We start from the raw sequence: 17016 nt of genomic DNA on the forward strand, positions 1-17016 counted from the left end.
CGCTACGCACGGGTCGTACGCCGGGATGAACCCTCCCAGGGTACGACCCGGCGCCGACAGCGGTCCTCGTGGGCCCGTCCGGCCCGGGCCCCCGCCCCGGCGTCAGCCCAGGGTCTCGCCCTCGGCGATCCGGGTGCCCCGCGCCCAGTCCGCCGCGGCCATCGGCTTCTTGCCCTGCGCCTGCACCCAGAGCAGCTCGACGGCGTGCGAACCGGTGCCTACGTAGAGGTTCTTCTTGCCGGCGCTGATCTCGCCCGGCGCCAGGTCGGTCCGGTCGGGCGCCAGGACGGCCGTGCGCACCTTGAGCCGCTCGCCGCGGAACTCGGTCCAGGCACCCGGCGCGGGCGTGCAGCCACGGACGACCCGGTCGACCCGCAGGGCCGGCGCGCTCCAGTCGATACGGGCGTCCTCCACGGTGATCTTCGGCGCGAGGGTGACGCCGTCGGCGGGCTGCGGCACGGCCTCGATCGTGCCGTCCTCGATCCCGTCCATCGTCGCGGAGAGCAGCCCGGCGCCCGCGAACGCGAGCCGGGTCAGCAGGTCGCCGCTGGTGTCGGTGGCACGGACCGCCTCGGTCACCGTCCCGTACACGGGCCCGGAGTCGAGCCCCTCCTCGATGAGGAACGTGGACGCGCCGGTGATCTCGTCACCCGCCATCACCGCGTGCTGCACGGGCGCGGCGCCCCGCCACGCGGGCAGCAGCGAGAAGTGCAGATTGACCCAGCCGTGGGCGGGCACGTCCAGCGCGATCTTCGGGAGCAGCGCCCCGTACGCGACGACCGGGCAGCAGTCGGGAGCGATCTCCCGCAGCCTCGCCAGAAACTCCTCGTCGCGCGGCTTGGCCGGCTTGAGCACCTCGATGCCGGCCTCCTCGGCCCGCTCGGCGACCGGGCTCGCGACCAGTCGACGGCCGCGCCCCGCCGGTGCGTCGGGCCGGGTGACGACCGCGGCGACCTCATGCCGGTCGGAGGCGATCAGGGCGTCCAGGGCGGGAACGGCGACCTCGGGGGTGCCTGCGAAGACGAGCTTCATCGTTGGCGTACAGCCTCTCGGGGCAGGGTCACGGGCAGCGCACCAGTCTATGGGCGCCGCGTGGCGGGCGCGCACGGGGCGCACGCCGTGACGTGCGCCCCTCGCATATGCGGATGCGCCCGAACAGCGTGACCCCTCACCGGATGGCGCGTTGGTCAAGAAAGAGTTGACCAGTCAATGGGCCGCAATCGGTCATCCGTCATCGTTCACCTGGCTTCGTCGGTGTCGTGTGACGCGAGCGTGGCCCGATCCTTTTTTTATCGCCGGTTCGAGAGGCTTGTTCATGGCCGACCACGCAACCCACGACGCCCAGGCACGGGCCAGCCTGCATCTTCTTGTGCGCGACATCGAGCGGGTCCGCCGTCAGGTGGACGCACTGCGCACCCTCACCGCACAGCTGGGCAACGTCTACCGCCCGCGCCGCTCAGGCCCCTCCGCGGGGTTCGTCGTCTACGGGAGGGCGCCCGCCCCCACCGTCCGTCTCGCCCAGGAACTGCGCGACAGCGTCGAGACGTTGGTCACCGCGGCCGTGGACTTCGACCGTTCGCTGGGCTTCTCCTGGGACGCGGTGGGCTCCGCGCTCGGCGTCACCAAGCAGGCGGTCCACCGCAGGTACGGGGCGCGCAGGGCGGCCACCCAGGCGGCGGCCGAGGCCGAGCGCGGAGCGGAGGTCCCGGCGTCGCCGACGCCCACCGTGCCGTCCCCGGCGGGGGCCACGCGTCCCGCCGTGCCGATGGGAGCGGGCCCGCTGTCGGCGGTTCCCGCCGCCCGCGCGCTGCCCACCCAGCCGACCGCGAGCACCACGGGCCTGCGGGACGAGACGCGCCCCAGCGCCTTCCCCGGCCCGCGCCACGGCTGAGCCGCGGCGCCACATGCCGCTGCCTCCCCGTACGCCAGGTCGCGTACTGGGAGGCAGCGGCATGTGACCGCGACTTCGGTCGTGCCGCGCGACGGGAGCGCACGGGCGCCGAGCGCCGCGCCGCTCACCCGATGTCGAGCGGATCCACCCTGACCCGTACGGGCTCGCCCGCCCCCCGCGCCATCCGCGCCGCCTGCGCCTGCTTCAGGGCACGCGCAAGCACGGAGCCACTGCCCGGCGGCACCCGCACCAGCACCCGCTCCCACTGCTCCCCGGCCGGCGGCCCTCCGCCCCGCCGCCCGCCACCCGGTATCGCCTCGGGCACCGGCACGGGCCCCAACACCTCGGCGTCTCCCGGAAGTTCCACGGCCCCCATGAATCCGGCGACCGCCTCCGCCGTCCCCGTGACCGCCGCCATCCGGGACACGGGCGGAAATCCGAGCTCGGCCCGATCCGCGAGCTCCCGCACCGCGTGCCCCGCGGGGTCCCACCGCACCAGCGCCTGCACGGGCCGCAACGTGGGCTCGGCGACCACGACCACGGCGCCGCCCACCTCCTGCGGCCGCACCAGCGCGGACGCCGCGATCCACCGCCGCAGCGCCTCCTCCCCCGCCCTCAGGTCGGCCCGCCCCAGCATCGCCCACCCGTCGAGCAGCAGCGCCGCCGCGTACCCGCCCTCGGCAACCGGCTCGGCCCCCGGCGTACTCACGACGAGCGCGGGCGTCCCCGGAACCGTGTCGAGCACCTGCTCACGTCCCGACGTCCGCACCGGCACGGTGGAGAAAGCCCGCCCCAACTCCTCGGCGGTGCGCCGCGCCCCGACGACCTGCGCCCGCAACCGCGTACCCCCGCACTCGGCGCACTGCCAGCGCCCTTCCTCGCGCCCGCACCACCCGCACGCGAGCACCCCGGTCGCCTCCCGCGCCTCCAACGGCCCGGCGCACTGCCGGCACCGGGCAGGCTCACGACACCGCTGACACGCGAGCCGCGGCACGTATCCCCGCCTCGGCACCTGCACCAGCACGGGCCCGTCGCGCAACGCGGTCCGCGCCACCTCCCACGCGAGGCTCGGCAACCGGGCGGCCCGCGCCGCCTCGTCGCGCGCGACGTCCCGGTCCCCCACGGTGCGTACGAGCGGAGCGACCCGTCGTACGACGTCCCGCGGCGCGCTCACGGCGGCGGCCCAGCCACTGCGCACCAGCTGGGCGGCCTCGACCGTGCAGCTCCAACTCCCCAGCAGGAACGCGCACTTGTCGCGCGTGGCCCGCAGTTCCAGGACCTCCCGCACATGCGGGAAAGGCGCGTGATCGTCGCTGTGGTGCTGGTCCCCGTCCTCCCACACGACGACAAGTCCCAGATCCCGTACGGGGGCGAACATGGCCGCCCGCGTCCCGACGACGGCCCGCACGGCCCCCCGCCGCACGGCGAGCCACTCGGAATACCGCCGCTGCTGCCCGGCGTCGGCCGTCAGCAGGGCATGCTGCCCCTCCCCCAACTCCTCCCGCAGCGCGGCATCGACTCGCGCCGCGAGCCGCACGGTCGGCACGACGACGAGGGCCCCCCGTCCCGAGGCGAGCGTCGCCCGCACGGCCCGAGCGATCTCGTCGGCCCACTCGGGCCCGGGCAGCGCGGTCCACACGGCGCGCGGCGCGCCGCCCGCGGACAGCGAGGCCAGGAAGTCGGCGCCGCGCTCGTACCGCGCCCAGGAACCCGCCTCCGGAGCCGCCGGGGGCGCGGGCGGAGCAGCGAACTCCCGGGCCTCGGCCTTGGCATGGCGCGGCGGGATCGCGAGCTGCAGCACATCGGCGAGGCTCCCCGCATACCGGTCGGCGACGGCCCGGGTCAGTCCGAGCAGCTCCGCGTCGAGCACGGGCTCGGGCGACACGACCTGCGCGAGCGCGGCCAGCGGGCCCTGGTATTCGGCCTCGGCCACCCGCTCGACCAGAAACCCGTCAATCAGCCCACCCCCCTCACGCCGCCCGTCGCGCACATTCCGGTTCCCCGCCCCGAACCGCACCCGGACCCGCACACCCGGCTGCGCGGCGGCGTCCAGGTCCTTCGGCACCGCGTACTCGAAGTACCGGTCGAGATGCAGCACCCCCTTGTCCACGAGCACCCGCGCCACCGGCAACTCCTCGGCCAACGGCGCCCCCCGCCACGTCCGCGGCTTCGCCTTCGGCACTTTGGCAGCCCGCACGCTCTCCCGGATCAACGCAAGCTGCTCCGGCTCCCCGCCCTCGTCGCCCCTGTCGTTCTCGCTGCTCACACGTGCATTCCTACCAGAGGGGACTGACACCGGGGCGGCCCCGGAGCGGCCCGGAAACGCCGAAGGGCCCGGCCCTCCCGAAGGAGAACCGGGCCCCACGGACCGATCAGTGGCTCAAGGCCCACCGGTCACTGGCTCAGGGCCTACAGACCCGCGGCCTTGCGCAGCGCGTCGACGCGGTCGGTCTTCTCCCACGTGAAGTCGGGCAGCGCGCGCCCGAAGTGGCCGTACGCGGCCGTCTGGGAGTAGATCGGACGCAGCAGGTCGAGGTCGCGGATGATCGCGGCCGGGCGGAGGTCGAAGACCTCGGAGATCGCGGCCTCGATCTTGTCCGTGTCGATCGTCGCCGTACCGAAGGTCTCCACGAAGAGACCGACCGGCTCGGCCTTGCCGATCGCGTACGCGACCTGGACCTCGCAGCGCGAGGCGAGACCCGAGGCCACCACGTTCTTGGCGACCCAGCGCATCGCGTACGCGGCCGAGCGGTCGACCTTGGACGGGTCCTTGCCGGAGAAGGCGCCGCCACCGTGACGGGCGTAGCCGCCGTAGGTGTCGATGATGATCTTGCGGCCGGTCAGACCGGCGTCGCCCATCGGGCCGCCGATCTCGAAGCGTCCGGTCGGGTTGACCAGCAGGCGGTAGTTCTCGGTCTCCAGCTTGATGCCGTCGTCGAGCAGCGCCTTCAGCTCCGGCTCCACCACGAACTCGCGGATGTCGGGGGCGAGCAGCGAGTCCAGGTCGATGTCGCTCGCGTGCTGCGAGGAGACCACGACCGTGTCCAGACGGACCGCCTTGTCGCCGTCGTACTCGATGGTGACCTGGGTCTTGCCGTCGGGGCGCAGGTAGGGGATCGTCCCGTTCTTGCGCACCTCGGAGAGGCGGCGCGAGAGGCGGTGCGCGAGGTGGATCGGGAGCGGCATGAGCTCCGGCGTCTCGTCGCACGCGTAGCCGAACATCAGGCCCTGGTCGCCCGCGCCCTGCTTGTCGAGCTCGTCCTCATCGCCCTCGACACGCTTCTCGTACGCCGTGTCGACACCCTGCGCGATGTCGGGCGACTGCGAGCCGATGGAGACCGAGACGCCGCAGGACGCGCCGTCGAAGCCCTTCTTCGACGAGTCGTAGCCGATCTCGAGGATCTTGTCGCGCACGAGCTGCGCGATCGGCGCGTAAGCCTTGGTGGTCACCTCGCCGGCGACGTGCACGAGGCCAGTGGTGATCAGCGTCTCGACGGCGACGCGGGACGAGGGGTCCTCGCGGAGCAGCGCATCGAGAATGGTGTCGCTGATCTGGTCAGCGATCTTGTCGGGGTGACCCTCGGTCACGGACTCCGAGGTGAACAGGCGACGGGACACAACGCTCCCTGTGGTTGCAGCGGCTGCTGGCTGATCATTTGACGGTTGGTGCGGGGGGCTGCGCCCGGCACCGTCCGGGAACAGTTTATCGGTCGTACTCGGCCGCCGGGTCACGTGTCTCGCCCACTGGGAGTGCTGTGACCTGCGACACCGCATTCTGCGATACGACGATCGGTCTTCGGAAGGGTACTGCTCGCCCGAAATTGGCGTGTTTTCGGGCTTTCCATGCGTCAGAAGTGCCGGATGTGAATTTCACGCACCGGTGCGGTTCCGCGCGTGTTACACAAAGATTCAGCCGTCCGTCGCAGGCGCGAAGCGGCGCGCCGCCTCGTCCCAGATGCGGTCGGCGAGCGCTTCCTTCGGGCCGTGGGGGACCGGCGTCTCGTGCCCGTCGGCGCCCAGGATCACGGCCTCGTTCTCCTCGGAGCCGAAGGTCTTGCGCTCCCCCACCTCGTTGACGACGAGCAGGTCACAGCCCTTGCGGGCGAGCTTGGCGCGGCCGTTCGCGAGGACGTCGTCGGTCTCCGCGGCGAAGCCGACGACGATCTGTCCCGGTCGGGCCCGGTCGGCGGACAGCTCGGCGAGGATGTCCGGGTTGCGCACGAGGACGATCGGCGCAGGCTCCTCGCCGTCCTTCTTCTTGATCTTCCCGGTGGCGTACGCCTCGGGGCGGAAGTCGGCGACGGCCGCGGCCATGACGACCGCGTCGGCGTCGGCGGCCGCCTTGAGGGCCGCCTCGCGCAGCTGAACGGCCGTTCCTACATGGATGACGTCGACGCCCGCCGGATCCGGCAGGTCCGCGTTCGCCGAGAGCAGCGTGACGCGGGCGCCGCGCGCCGCGGCCGTGCGGGCGAGCGCGTACCCCTGCTTTCCGGAGGAGCGGTTGCCGAGGAAGCGGACCGGGTCGAGGGGCTCGCGGGTGCCGCCGGCACTGACGACGACGTGGCGGCCGGCGAGGTCCTGCGGGGCGTCGCCGCGCGCGAGCACCCGGCGGGCGTACTCGAAGATCTCCGTCGGGTCGGGGAAGCGGCCCTTGCCGGTGTCGACGCCCGTGAGGCGGCCGACGGCCGGCTCGATGACGAGGGCGCCGCGGCGGCGCAGCGTGGCGACGTTCTCCTGGGTGGCCGGGTGCTCCCACATCTCGGTGTGCATCGCGGGGGCGAACACGACCGGACATCGGGCGGTGAGGAGGGTATTCGTCAGGAGGTCGTCGGCGAGCCCGTGGGCCGCCTTGGCGAGCATGTCGGCGGTGGCCGGCGCGACGATCACGAGGTCCGCGTGCTGGCCGATGCGCACGTGCGGCACCTCGTGGACCGAGTCCCAGACCTCCGTCGAGACGGGGTTGCCGGAGAGTGCCGACCAGGTCGCGGCGCCGACGAAGTGCAGCGCCGATTCGGTCGGCACGACGCGCACGTCGTGGCCGGACTCCGTCAGCCGACGCAGCAGCTCACACGCCTTGTAGGCGGCGATTCCGCCGCTGACCCCCAGAACGACCTTCGGCTTCGACGACACCGGTTCTCCCCTGACTCGAACACGTACGAACGAAAAGACGTACGACTCCATGACACACCACAGGCCCGACAGCTGCGCTGCCGGGCCTGAAGTACCGAATCTACGAGCTTTACTGCGCGGGGCCCTCGATGGCCTCGGACGTCAGCAGACCCGCGTTGATCTCACGAAGAGCGATCGAGAGCGGCTTCTCGTGGACGTGCGTGTCCACCAGCGGGCCGACGTACTCGAGCAGGCCCTCACCGAGCTGCGAGTAGTACGCGTTGATCTGACGCGCGCGCTTGGCGGCGTAGATGACCAGGCTGTACTTCGAGTCGGTGGCCTCGAGGAGCTCATCAATCGGCGGGTTGATGATGCCCTCGGGCGCGGTGATGGTAGAGGACACTCTCTGCCTTCCGATGGGGTTAAAGATCAAAGAACTTTCATCAAGGCTAGCAGCTCACGGGCCACACCCTCGACGGAGGTATTGACAAGTGTGGTGTCGAACTCCGACTCGGCGGCGAGCTCCACCTTGGCGGCCCCGAGACGGCGCTCGATGACCTCCGGCGCCTCCGTACCGCGCCCGGTGAGCCGGCGGACCAGCTCTTCCCAGCTCGGAGGGGCCAGAAAGACCAGCTGCGCCTCGGGCATCGATTCCCGGACCAGGCGAGCACCCTGGAGGTCGATCTCGAGCAGCACCGGCTCCCCCGCCTCCAGGCGGTCGAGCACGGCCCGGCGCGGGGTGCCGTACCGGTTCCCCGCGAACTCGGCCCACTCGAGGAGCTCACCGTTGGCGATCAGCTTGTCCATTTCCTCGTCGGTGACGAAGAAATACTGGACACCGTGCTGCTCGCCGGGGCGCGGCTTGCGGGTCGTGGCCGACACCGAGAGCCAGACCTCGGGGTGTTCCTTGCGCATATGGGCGACAACCGTGCTCTTGCCGACCCCCGAGGGGCCGGAGAGCACGGTCAGCCGCGGACGTTCACTCATGCAGCGATTATTCCAGTTGTTCCGGAGTGCCCGGACCAGCCCCGGGAATCACCCCGGGGCGGGCTCGGCCGCTCAGGCTCCGGTGCTGCCGAACTCGCGCTCCAGGGAGGCGATCTGGTTGGAACCGAGACCGCGCACCCGGCGGGATTCGGAGATCCCGAGCCGCTCCATGATCTGCTTGGCGCGGACCTTGCCCACGCCCGGCAGGGACTCGAGGAGGGCGGAGACCTTCATCTTGCCGATGACGTCGTTCTCCTGGCCCTGCTTGATGACCTCGTGGAGGGAGGCGCCGGAGTGCTTGAGTCGATTCTTGACCTCGGCCCGCTCCCGGCGAGCCGCGGCGGCCTTTTCGAGCGCGGCTGCGCGCTGTTCAGGGGTAAGGGGCGGAAGAGCCACGCCTACGTCACCTCGGATGTCGAACTGTCGGATACGGACCGGTGAGGAACCTAGTCGCCCCACACCTGGTGAGCAACGAACAACCCGCTGGCGTGCAGTTGACCGTTGACTCTCGACGGAGACTAGCGGGCATGGCCGCCAGAGTCAGCGAGAACAGACGAAAAGTCCTGGTCAGCCTCTGTCGAGCCGTACATTCTGGACAAATCGACCGCTAAACAGGACAGGATTCGGACGCAAAACCCAAGGTCGGCACGGAGTGCCACCCCTAAACATCTCGCGTCAGGCCCCCGCGACGGCCTCGCGCACCTCGTCCGCGAACCGCACGGAGGCGTCCCGAAGGGCGGCGACCGAGGGCCCCTCCTTGAGAACTCCGCGGCTCACATTCGGTACGACATTGCGCACGGCGGAGCCGAACACGGACGGGAGATCGGCCGCCGTGGCACCCTGCGCCCCGATGCCGGGGGCGAGGAGCGGGCCGTTGATGTCGAGCTCGTAGGAGGACAGATCGCCGAGCGTCGCGCCGACCACGGCTCCGAAGGAGCCCATGGGGTCCTCCCCCGCGTTCTCCTCGGCGAGGTGCGCGAGCATCGTCGCCCCTACGTTGCGCCCGTCGGCACGGACCGCGTGCTGGACCTCGCCGCCCTCGGGGTTCGAGGTGAGCGCGAGCACGAAGAGGCCCGCTCCGGACTCGCGCGCCAGGTCGACGGCCGGCTTCAGGGACCCGTATCCCAGGTACGGCGAGACCGTCAGGGCGTCCACGAACAGCGGGGAGTCCTTGCGCAGGTAGGTCTCCGCGTACGCGGCCATGGTGGAGCCGATGTCGCCGCGCTTGGCGTCCATGACGACGAGGGTCCCGGCGGCGCGCAGGTCCGCCACGGCCCGCTCCAGGACCGCGACGCCCCGCGAGCCGAACCGCTCGAAGAAGGCCATCTGCGGCTTCACCACGGCCACCGTGTCGGCCAGCGCCTCGACGCACGCGCGCGTGAAGGTCTCCAGGCCCGCGATGTCGTCGTTCAGGCCCCAGGAGGACAGCAGGGCGGCGTGCGGGTCGATGCCGACGCACAGCGGACCGCGCTCGTCCATGACGCGGCGCAGGCGCGCGCCGAAGGGCTCCATGACAGTCATGCGGAAGCCTTCTTCCTGACATCGGCGCCGATCGCGTCGGCGAGCGTGGCGTACGGGGAGTCGTTCAGGCGGGCGGCGAGGCCCTTGTGGATCGCGCGGGCGTAGCAGGGGCCTTCGTAGATGAAGGCCGAGTAGCCCTGGATGAGCGTGGCACCGGCGAGGATGCGCTGCCAGGCGTCCTCGGCGTTCTCGATGCCGCCCACCCCGATGAGGGTGAGATCGTCGCCCACGCGCGCGTACAGGCGCCTCAGTACCTCCAGGGAGCGCTCCTTGAGGGGCGCGCCGGACAGGCCGCCGGTCTCGTTCACGACGTCGCCCTTGGTGGCGAGGCCCTCGCGGGTGATCGTCGTGTTCGTGGCGATGATGCCGTCGAGGCCGAGCTCCACGGCCAGGTCGGCGACCGCGTCGACGTCCTCGTCGGCGAGGTCGGGCGCGATCTTCACGAGGAGCGGGACGCGGCGCGACTTCACGGTGCGGTCCGCCGCCTCGCGCACGGCGGTGAGCAGCGGCCGCAGCGCCTCGGTGGCCTGGAGGTTGCGCAGCCCCGGCGTGTTCGGCGAGGAGACGTTCACGACGAGGTAGTCGGCGAACGCGGCGAGCCGCTCGGTCGACTTCACGTAGTCGGCGGCGGCCTCGGCCTCCGGCACGACCTTGGTCTTGCCGATGTTCACGCCGACCGTGGTCTTGAAGACCGGGTTGCGGGAGGCCAGGCGGGCCGCCACGGCCAGCGAACCCTCGTTGTTGAAGCCCATGCGGTTGATGAGCGCGCGGTCCTGCACGAGGCGGAACAGGCGCTTCTTGGGGTTGCCCGGCTGGGCCTCGCCGGTCACGGTGCCGATCTCGACGTGGTCGAAGCCCAGCATCGACATGCCGTCGATCGCGATGGCGTTCTTGTCGAAGCCGGCGGCCAGGCCGAAGGGGCCGTGCATACGCAGGCCCAGGGCTTCCGTACGCAGCTCCTTGTAGCGCGGCGCGAGATACGCGGCTACGAAGGTGCGCAGAACGGGCGTGCGGGCCGCGAGACGGATCCAGCGGAAGGCCAGGTAGTGGGCCTTCTCGGGGTCCATGCGCTTGAAGACGAGGTTGAAGAACAGCTTGTACATGCCTGAAGTCCTATAGGTCTTCATGAGGCGGTGGCCTCATGAAGAGGGGGACACCGTTGTGGTGTCCCCCTCTTGGGCTGCTGGATCCTTAGTCGCGGGCCGCCGTCAGGTGCTCCGCGTGTTCCTGCAGTGAGCGCACGCCCACGTCTCCGTGGCCGAGCGCCTCGATGCCCTGGACGGCCGCGGCGAGCGCCTGGACCGTGGTCAGGCACGGCACGGAGCGGGAGACCGCCGCCGTACGGATGTCGTAGCCGTCGAGGCGGCCGCCGGTGCCGTACGGGGTGTTGACGATCAGGTCGACGTCGCCGTCGTGGATCAGCTGGACGATCGTCTTCTCGCCGTTCGGGCCCTCGCCCTCGGACTGCTTGCGCACGACCGTGGCGTTGATGCCGTTGCGCTTGAGGACCTCGGCGGTGCCGGACGTGGCCAGCAGCTCGAAGCCGTGGGCGACCAGCTCGCGCGCCGGGAAGATCATCGAGCGCTTGTCGCGGTTGGCGACGGAGATGAACGCCCGGCCCTTCGTCGGCAGCGGACCGTAGGCGCCCGCCTGCGACTTGGCGTACGCCGTGCCGAAGACGGAGTCGATGCCCATGACCTCGCCGGTGGAGCGCATCTCCGGGCCGAGGACCGTGTCGACGCCGCGGCCGTGGATGTCGCGGAAGCGCGACCACGGCATGACGGCCTCCTTGACGGAGATCGGCGCGTCCATCGGCAGCGTGCCGCCGTCGCCGGTCTTCGGGAGCAGGCCCTCGGCGCGCAGCTCGGCGACGGTGGCGCCCAGCGAGATGCGGGCGGCGGCCTTCGCAAGCGGCACCGCGGTCGCCTTCGAGGTGAAGGGGACCGTGCGGGAGGCGCGCGGGTTGGCCTCGAGGACGTAGAGGATGTCCCCGGCCATGGCGAACTGGATGTTGATGAGTCCGCGCACGCCGACGCCCTTGGCGATGCCCTCCGTAGAGGCGCGCAGGCGCTTGATGTCGTAGCCGCCGAGGGTGATCGGGGGCAGGGCGCACGCCGAGTCGCCGGAGTGGATGCCGGCCTCCTCGATGTGCTCCATGACACCGCCGAGGTAGAGCTCCTCGCCGTCGTACAGGGCGTCGACATCGATCTCGATCGCGTCGTCGAGGAAGCGGTCGACGAGGACCGGCCGCGAGGGGCTGATCTCCGTCGACTCCTCGATGTACGAGGAGAGGCGCTCCTCGTCGTAGACGATCTCCATGCCGCGGCCGCCGAGCACGTACGACGGGCGGACGAGGACCGGGTAGCCGATCTCGTCGGCGATCGTCTTCGCCTCCGCGAACGTCGTGGCGGTGCCGTGCTTCGGGGCCGGGAGGCCCGCCTCGGCGAGCACGCGGCCGAAGGCGCCGCGGTCCTCGGCGGCGTGGATCGCCTCCGGGGGCGTGCCGACGACGGGCACGCCGTTGTCCTTGAGCGCCTGCGCGAGGCCCAGCGGGGTCTGGCCGCCGAGCTGCACGATGACGCCCGCGATCGGGCCCGCGAGCGACTCCGCGTGGACGATCTCCAGGACGTCCTCGAGGGTCAGCGGCTCGAAGTAGAGGCGGTCGGACGTGTCGTAGTCCGTGGAGACCGTCTCCGGGTTGCAGTTGACCATCACGGTCTCGTAGCCGGCGTCGCTGAGCGCGAAGGAGGCGTGGACGCAGGAGTAGTCGAACTCGATGCCCTGGCCGATGCGGTTCGGGCCGGAGCCGAGGATGATCACGGCGGGCTTCTCGCGCGGCGCGACCTCGCTCTCCTCGTCGTACGAGGAGTAGAAGTACGGCGTCTTGGCGGCGAACTCGGCGGCGCAGGTGTCGACCGTCTTGTAGACCGGGCGGACGCCGAGGGCGTGCCTGACCTCGCGGACGACGTCCTGGCGCAGGCCGCGGATCTCGGCGATCTGCTGGTCGGAGAAGCCGTGGCGCTTGGCCTCCGCGATCAGCTCGCGCGTCAGCTCGGGGGCGGCCGCGAGCTCGTCGGCGACCTCCTTGATGAGGAAGAGCTGGTCCACGAACCACGGGTCGATCTTCGTGTAGTCGAAGATCTCCTGGGGCGTGGCGCCGGCGCGGATCGCCTCCATGACGGTGTTGATACGACCGTCGGTCGGGCGGACGGCCTCTTCGAGGAGGGCGGTCTTGTCGCCGGTCTCGCCGACGAAGGTGAACTGCGAGCCCGCCTTCTCCAGCGAGCGCAGCGCCTTCTGGAACGCCTCGGTGAAGTTGCGGCCGATGGCCATGGCCTCGCCGACCGACTTCATGGTCGTGGTCAGCGTGGAGTCGGCGCTCGGGAACTTCTCGAAGGCGAAGCGCGGAGCCTTCACGACCACGTAGTCGAGCGTCGGCTCGAAGGAGGCCGGCGTCTTCTCGGTGATGTCGTTCGGGATCTCGTCCAGCGTGTAGCCGACGGCCAGCTTGGCGGCGATCTTCGCGATCGGGAAGCCAGTGGCCTTGGAGGCGAGGGCGGACGAGCGGGAGACGCGCGGGTTCATCTCGATGACGATGACGCGGCCGTCTTCGGGGTTGATCGCGAACTGGATGTTGCAGCCGCCGGTGTCGACGCCGACCTCGCGGATGATCGCGATGCCGATGTCGCGCAGCCGCTGGTACTCGCGGTCGGTGAGGGTCATCGACGGGGCGACGGTGATCGAGTCACCGGTGTGCACGCCCATCGGGTCGAAGTTCTCGATGGAGCAGACGACCACGACGTTGTCGTTCTTGTCGCGCATCAGCTCCAGCTCGTACTCCTTCCAGCCGAGGATGGACTCCTCCAGGAGCACCTCGGTGGTCGGCGAGAGCGTGAGGCCCTGGCCCGCGATGCGGCGCAGCTCCTCCTCGTCGTGCGCGAAGCCGGAGCCCGCGCCGCCCATCGTGAAGGAGGGGCGGACGACGACGGGGTAGCCGCCGAGCTCCTCGACGCCCTTCATGACGTCGTCCATGGAGTGGCAGATGTACGAGCGGGCGGACTCGCCGTGGCCGATCTTCTTCTTGACCTCTTCCACGACCTCCTTGAAGAGGTCGCGGTCCTCGCCCTTGTTGATCGCCTCGACGTTGGCGCCGATCAGCTCGACGCCGTACTTCTCGAGGACGCCCTGGTCGTGCATGGAGATCGCGGTGTTGAGCGCGGTCTGGCCGCCGAGGGTGGGCAGGAGCGCGTCGGGGCGCTCCTTGGCGATGATCTTCTCGACGAACTCGGGGGTGATCGGCTCGACGTACGTGGCGTCGGCGATCTCCGGGTCGGTCATGATCGTCGCCGGGTTGGAGTTGACCAGGATGACCCGCAGGCCCTCCTTCTTCAGCACCCGGCAGGCCTGGGTGCCGGAGTAGTCGAACTCCGCGGCCTGGCCGATGACGATCGGGCCCGAGCCGATGACGAGTACGGACTTCAGGTCGTTGCGCTTAGGCACGGGCGGACTCCATCAGAGACACGAAGCGGTCGAACAGGTACGCGGCGTCGTGCGGACCGGCCGCCGCTTCGGGGTGGTACTGGACGGAGAAGCCCGGCTGGTCGAGCAGCTGGAGCCCCTCCACGACGTTGTCGTTGAGGCACACGTGGGAGACCTCGGCGCGGCCGAACTTGGTGTCGCTCACCTTGTCCAGCGGCGCGTCCACGGCGAAGCCGTGGTTGTGGGCGGTGACCTCGACCTTGCCGGTCGTGCGGTCCTGCACCGGCTGGTTGATGCCGCGGTGGCCGTACTTCAGCTTGAACGTGCCGAAGCCGAGGGCGCGCCCCAGGATCTGGTTGCCGAAGCAGATGCCGAACAGCGGCGTCTTCCGCTCCAGCACGGCGGTCATCAGCGCGACCGGGCCCTCGGCGGTGGCCGGGTCGCCCGGGCCGTTGGAGAAGAACACGCCGTCGGGGTTCACGGCGTACACGTCCTCGGGCGTCGCGGTGGCCGGCAGCACGTGCACCTCGATGCCGCGCTCGGCCATGCGGTGCGGGGTCATGCCCTTGATGCCGAGGTCGACGGCGGCGACGGTGAACTTCTTCTCACCGATGGCCTCGACGACGTACGCCTCCTTGGTGGCGACCTCTTCGTAGAGGGAGGCGCCCTTCATCTGGGGCTGCGCCTGGACCTTGGCGACGAGCTCGGCGTCGGCCGGGAGCGTCTCGCCGGAGAAGATGCCGGAGCGCATGGAGCCGCTCTCGCGCAGGTGCCGGGTGAGGGCGCGGGTGTCGATGCCGGAGATGCCGACGATGTCCTGCGCGACCAGCTCGTCGTCCAGGCTGCGCTTGGCGCGCCAGTTGGACGGCACGCGCGCGGGGTCGCGCACGACGTAGCCGGAGACCCAGATGCGCTTCGACTCGTCGTCCTCGTCGTTCCAGCCCGTGTTGCCGATCTGCGGGGCGGTCGCGACCACGATCTGGCGGTCGTACGACGGGTCGGTGAGGGTCTCCTGGTAGCCGGTCATGCCGGTGGAGAACACGGCCTCGCCGAAGGTCTCCCCCACGGCCCCGTAGGCGCGGCCGCGGAACACCCGGCCGTCCTCCAGGACGAGCACGGCGGGAACCTTCGCAGTTCCCCTGGTGGAGGTGGTCATCGTGCGGTGCCTTCCGTCGTGACGTGCGTGGTGTTCTTGTCGATCATGTTGTTGATTTCGGTGACCCACTCCGCCTGCTCGGCGGCGTGGTCGGAGCGGAATCCGGAGTCGATCAGCTTGTCGCCGTGCGCCCAGGTGACGATCAGCAGCCCGCCCTCCGTGAGGACCTTGCCGGCGATGCCCTTGTCGAGCCGGGCCTCGCGCAGCGCGTCCGCGGGGACGAAGAAGTCCGTCGCTCCGGGGCGTACGGCGGTCAGACCCTCGTCGGTGAGCGTCAGCTCCACGCGGCTGCGGGTGCCGAGACCGTGCGCCACGATGCGGTCGAGCCACTGCCCGGCGCTGGTGGAGCCGTGGTACCGGCCGCTCAGCTCCAGTTTCGCCGGGCCCTGCTCCGACGGCGCGTCGGGCAGCGGCGGCAGGTCGCCCTGCAGGGTGCCGCGCCACTTCCAGCCCTGGCGCATCAGCCAGTAGACGAGCGCGATGAAGAGCAGCAGTCCGACGATCCAGCCGATCCGGTTCGGCCAGTCGGTGACCTCCGCCGACTTCTGTTCGGCGGCGAGGACGGCGAGTGGTTGCAGAGGTGTCACGCGAGCTTCCCGTCGGCGAGGGTGGCCTTGCCCCGCAGCCAGGTGTGGGTGACGCGCCCCGGCAGCTCACGGCCCTCGTACGGGGTGTTGCGGCTGCGGGAGGCGAAGCCCGCGGGGTCCACGTCACCACGGTAGTCGGCGTCGACGAGAACCAGGTTCGCGGGCTCACCTGCCGAGACGGGACGTCCATGGCCGTGGGCCTGCCCGATCTCGGCGGGCTTCACGGACATCCGGTCGGCGACCCCGGCCCAGCTGAGCAGGCCCGTCTCGACCATCGTCTGCTGGACCACGCTGAGCGCGGTCTCCAGGCCGACCATGCCCATGGCGGCGGCGGCCCACTCGCAGTCCTTGTCCTCGTGCGGGTGCGGGGCGTGGTCGGTGGCGACGATGTCGATCGTGCCGTCGGCCAGCGCCTCGCGCAGCGCCATGACGTCCTTCTCGGTACGCAGCGGCGGGTTGACCTTGTAGACCGGGTTGTACGAGCGCACCATCTCGTCGGTGAGCAGGAGGTGGTGCGGGGTGACCTCGGCGGTGACGTCGATGCCGCGGGACTTGGCCCAGCGGATGATCTCGACGGATCCTGCGGTCGACAGGTGGCAGATGTGCACGCGGGAGCCGACGTGCTCGGCGAGAAGGACATCCCGGGCGATGATCGATTCTTCGGCCACCGCGGGCCAGCCGCCGAGGCCGAGCTCGGCGGAGACGGTGCCCTCGTTCATCTGGGCGCCCTCGGTGAGGCGGGGCTCCTGCGCGTGCTGCGCGACGACGCCGCCGAAGGCCTTCACGTACTCCAGGGCGCGGCGCATGATCACGGCGTCGTGGACGCACTTGCCGTCGTCGGAGAAGACGGTGACGCCGGCGGCGGACTCGTGCATGGCGCCCAGCTCGGCGAGCTTGACGCCCTCCAGGCCGACGGTGACGGCGCCGATGGGCTGCACGTCGCAGTAGCCGTGCTCCTGGCCGAGCCGGTAGACCTGCTCGACGACGCCGGCGGTGTCGGCGACCGGGAACGTGTTGGCCATGGCGAACACGTTCGTGTAGCCACCGGAGGCGGCGGCCTGCGTGCCGGTCAGGACGGTCTCGGAGTCCTCGCGGCCGGGCTCGCGCAGGTGGGTGTGGAGGTCGACGAGGCCCGGCAGGAGCACCTTGCCCTCGGCCTCGACGACGGTGTCGACACCCTCGCTGGAGATCCCGGTGCCGACCTCGGCGATCACGCCGCCGTCGATCAGCACGTCCTGCGGCTCGCCGCCGAGCACCTTCGCACCACGGATAAGGGTCTTGCTCAT

The 17016-nt window shown here is 70.9% G+C and carries 14 protein-coding genes; 1 reads left to right on the forward strand and 13 read right to left on the reverse strand.

The annotated features are described in order from the left end of the window. Positions 1 to 102: 102 nt before the first annotated feature. Positions 103 to 1032, reverse strand: a complete 930-nt coding sequence (gene fmt, locus ACYSUO_RS03140) for a methionyl-tRNA formyltransferase (protein WP_461774446.1) — start codon at positions 1030 to 1032, stop codon at positions 103 to 105. Positions 1033 to 1315: 283 nt separating this feature from the next. Between fmt and ACYSUO_RS03145 the strand changes: the two genes are divergently transcribed. Then, positions 1316 to 1891: a hypothetical protein gene (locus tag ACYSUO_RS03145; protein ID WP_461774447.1), complete on the forward strand. Its 576-nt coding sequence runs from the start codon at positions 1316 to 1318 to the stop codon at positions 1889 to 1891. Between the two features lie 124 nt (positions 1892 to 2015). Here the strand turns inward: ACYSUO_RS03145 and ACYSUO_RS03150 are convergent, their stop codons facing one another. The 12 genes from ACYSUO_RS03150 to ACYSUO_RS03205 all read right to left on the reverse strand — a co-directional run bounded on the left by ACYSUO_RS03150 (position 2016) and on the right by ACYSUO_RS03205 (position 17016). Beyond that, positions 2016 to 4157 carry a primosomal protein N' gene (locus ACYSUO_RS03150; RefSeq protein ID WP_461774448.1) on the reverse strand — a complete coding sequence of 714 codons (2142 nt, stop codon included), beginning with the start codon at positions 4155 to 4157 and terminating at the stop codon, positions 2016 to 2018. A 143-nt stretch (positions 4158 to 4300) separates the two neighbouring features. Continuing rightward, positions 4301 to 5509 carry a methionine adenosyltransferase gene (gene metK / locus ACYSUO_RS03155; RefSeq protein WP_461774449.1) on the reverse strand — a complete coding sequence of 403 codons (1209 nt, stop codon included), beginning with the start codon at positions 5507 to 5509 and terminating at the stop codon, positions 4301 to 4303. A 291-nt stretch (positions 5510 to 5800) separates the two neighbouring features. Beyond that, the gene (gene coaBC, locus ACYSUO_RS03160) at positions 5801 to 7072 is read right to left on the reverse strand and encodes a bifunctional phosphopantothenoylcysteine decarboxylase/phosphopantothenate--cysteine ligase CoaBC (protein WP_461774450.1); all 1272 of its coding nucleotides are present in this window, start codon (positions 7070 to 7072) and stop codon (positions 5801 to 5803) included. A gap of 58 nt (positions 7073 to 7130) precedes the next feature. Next, the gene (gene rpoZ, locus ACYSUO_RS03165; protein ID WP_326014223.1) at positions 7131 to 7403 is read right to left on the reverse strand and encodes a DNA-directed RNA polymerase subunit omega; all 273 of its coding nucleotides are present in this window, start codon (positions 7401 to 7403) and stop codon (positions 7131 to 7133) included. 26 nt (positions 7404 to 7429) lie between these two features. Then, on the reverse strand, positions 7430 to 7987 hold the full coding sequence (gene gmk, locus ACYSUO_RS03170) for a guanylate kinase (RefSeq protein ID WP_399235355.1): 558 nt from the start codon (positions 7985 to 7987) through the stop codon (positions 7430 to 7432). Between the two features lie 72 nt (positions 7988 to 8059). Then, the gene (locus ACYSUO_RS03175; protein WP_026246651.1) at positions 8060 to 8383 is read right to left on the reverse strand and encodes an integration host factor; all 324 of its coding nucleotides are present in this window, start codon (positions 8381 to 8383) and stop codon (positions 8060 to 8062) included. Between the two features lie 279 nt (positions 8384 to 8662). Beyond that, positions 8663 to 9508 carry an orotidine-5'-phosphate decarboxylase gene (pyrF, locus tag ACYSUO_RS03180; protein ID WP_461774451.1) on the reverse strand — a complete coding sequence of 282 codons (846 nt, stop codon included), beginning with the start codon at positions 9506 to 9508 and terminating at the stop codon, positions 8663 to 8665. Further along, positions 9505 to 10611 (reverse strand): quinone-dependent dihydroorotate dehydrogenase, encoded by a 1107-nt coding sequence (locus ACYSUO_RS03185; RefSeq protein ID WP_461774452.1) that lies wholly within the window; start codon positions 10609 to 10611, stop codon positions 9505 to 9507. The genes pyrF and ACYSUO_RS03185 overlap by 4 nt, the downstream gene beginning before the upstream one ends. Positions 10612 to 10699: 88 nt before the next feature. Next, positions 10700 to 14008 (reverse strand): carbamoyl-phosphate synthase large subunit, encoded by a 3309-nt coding sequence (carB, locus tag ACYSUO_RS03190; RefSeq protein WP_461774453.1) that lies wholly within the window; start codon positions 14006 to 14008, stop codon positions 10700 to 10702. Beyond that, positions 14001 to 15143, reverse strand: coding sequence for a glutamine-hydrolyzing carbamoyl-phosphate synthase small subunit (gene carA / locus ACYSUO_RS03195; RefSeq protein ID WP_461774454.1), 1143 nt, complete (start codon positions 15141 to 15143; stop codon positions 14001 to 14003). The genes carB and carA overlap by 8 nt, the downstream gene beginning before the upstream one ends. After that, on the reverse strand, positions 15140 to 15730 hold the full coding sequence (locus ACYSUO_RS03200) for a PH-like domain-containing protein (RefSeq protein WP_461774455.1): 591 nt from the start codon (positions 15728 to 15730) through the stop codon (positions 15140 to 15142). Before ACYSUO_RS03200 ends, carA begins: the two co-directional genes overlap by 4 nt. After that, a complete protein-coding gene (locus ACYSUO_RS03205; protein ID WP_461774456.1) occupies positions 15727 to 17016 on the reverse strand; it encodes a dihydroorotase in 1290 nt (429 codons plus the stop codon). Before ACYSUO_RS03205 ends, ACYSUO_RS03200 begins: the two co-directional genes overlap by 4 nt.

It is taken from the genome of Streptomyces sp. UC4497 (genome assembly GCF_054871485.1).

Bases quoted from the DNA above. Each gene is read 5' to 3' on its own strand.
- fmt (WP_461774446.1), bottom strand. From the start codon at position 1,032: ATGAAGCTCGTCTTCGCAGGCACCCCCGAGGTCGCCGTTCCCGCCCTG.
- ACYSUO_RS03145 (WP_461774447.1), top strand. From the start codon at position 1,316: ATGGCCGACCACGCAACCCACGACGCCCAGGCACGGGCCAGCCTGCAT.
- coaBC (WP_461774450.1), bottom strand. From the start codon at position 7,072: ATGGAGTCGTACGTCTTTTCGTTCGTACGTGTTCGAGTCAGGGGAGAA.
- gmk (WP_399235355.1), bottom strand. From the start codon at position 7,987: ATGAGTGAACGTCCGCGGCTGACCGTGCTCTCCGGCCCCTCGGGGGTC.
- pyrF (WP_461774451.1), bottom strand. From the start codon at position 9,508: ATGACTGTCATGGAGCCCTTCGGCGCGCGCCTGCGCCGCGTCATGGAC.
- ACYSUO_RS03185 (WP_461774452.1), bottom strand. From the start codon at position 10,611: ATGTACAAGCTGTTCTTCAACCTCGTCTTCAAGCGCATGGACCCCGAG.
- carA (WP_461774454.1), bottom strand. From the start codon at position 15,143: ATGACCACCTCCACCAGGGGAACTGCGAAGGTTCCCGCCGTGCTCGTC.
- ACYSUO_RS03205 (WP_461774456.1), bottom strand. From the start codon at position 17,016: ATGAGCAAGACCCTTATCCGTGGTGCGAAGGTGCTCGGCGGCGAGCCG.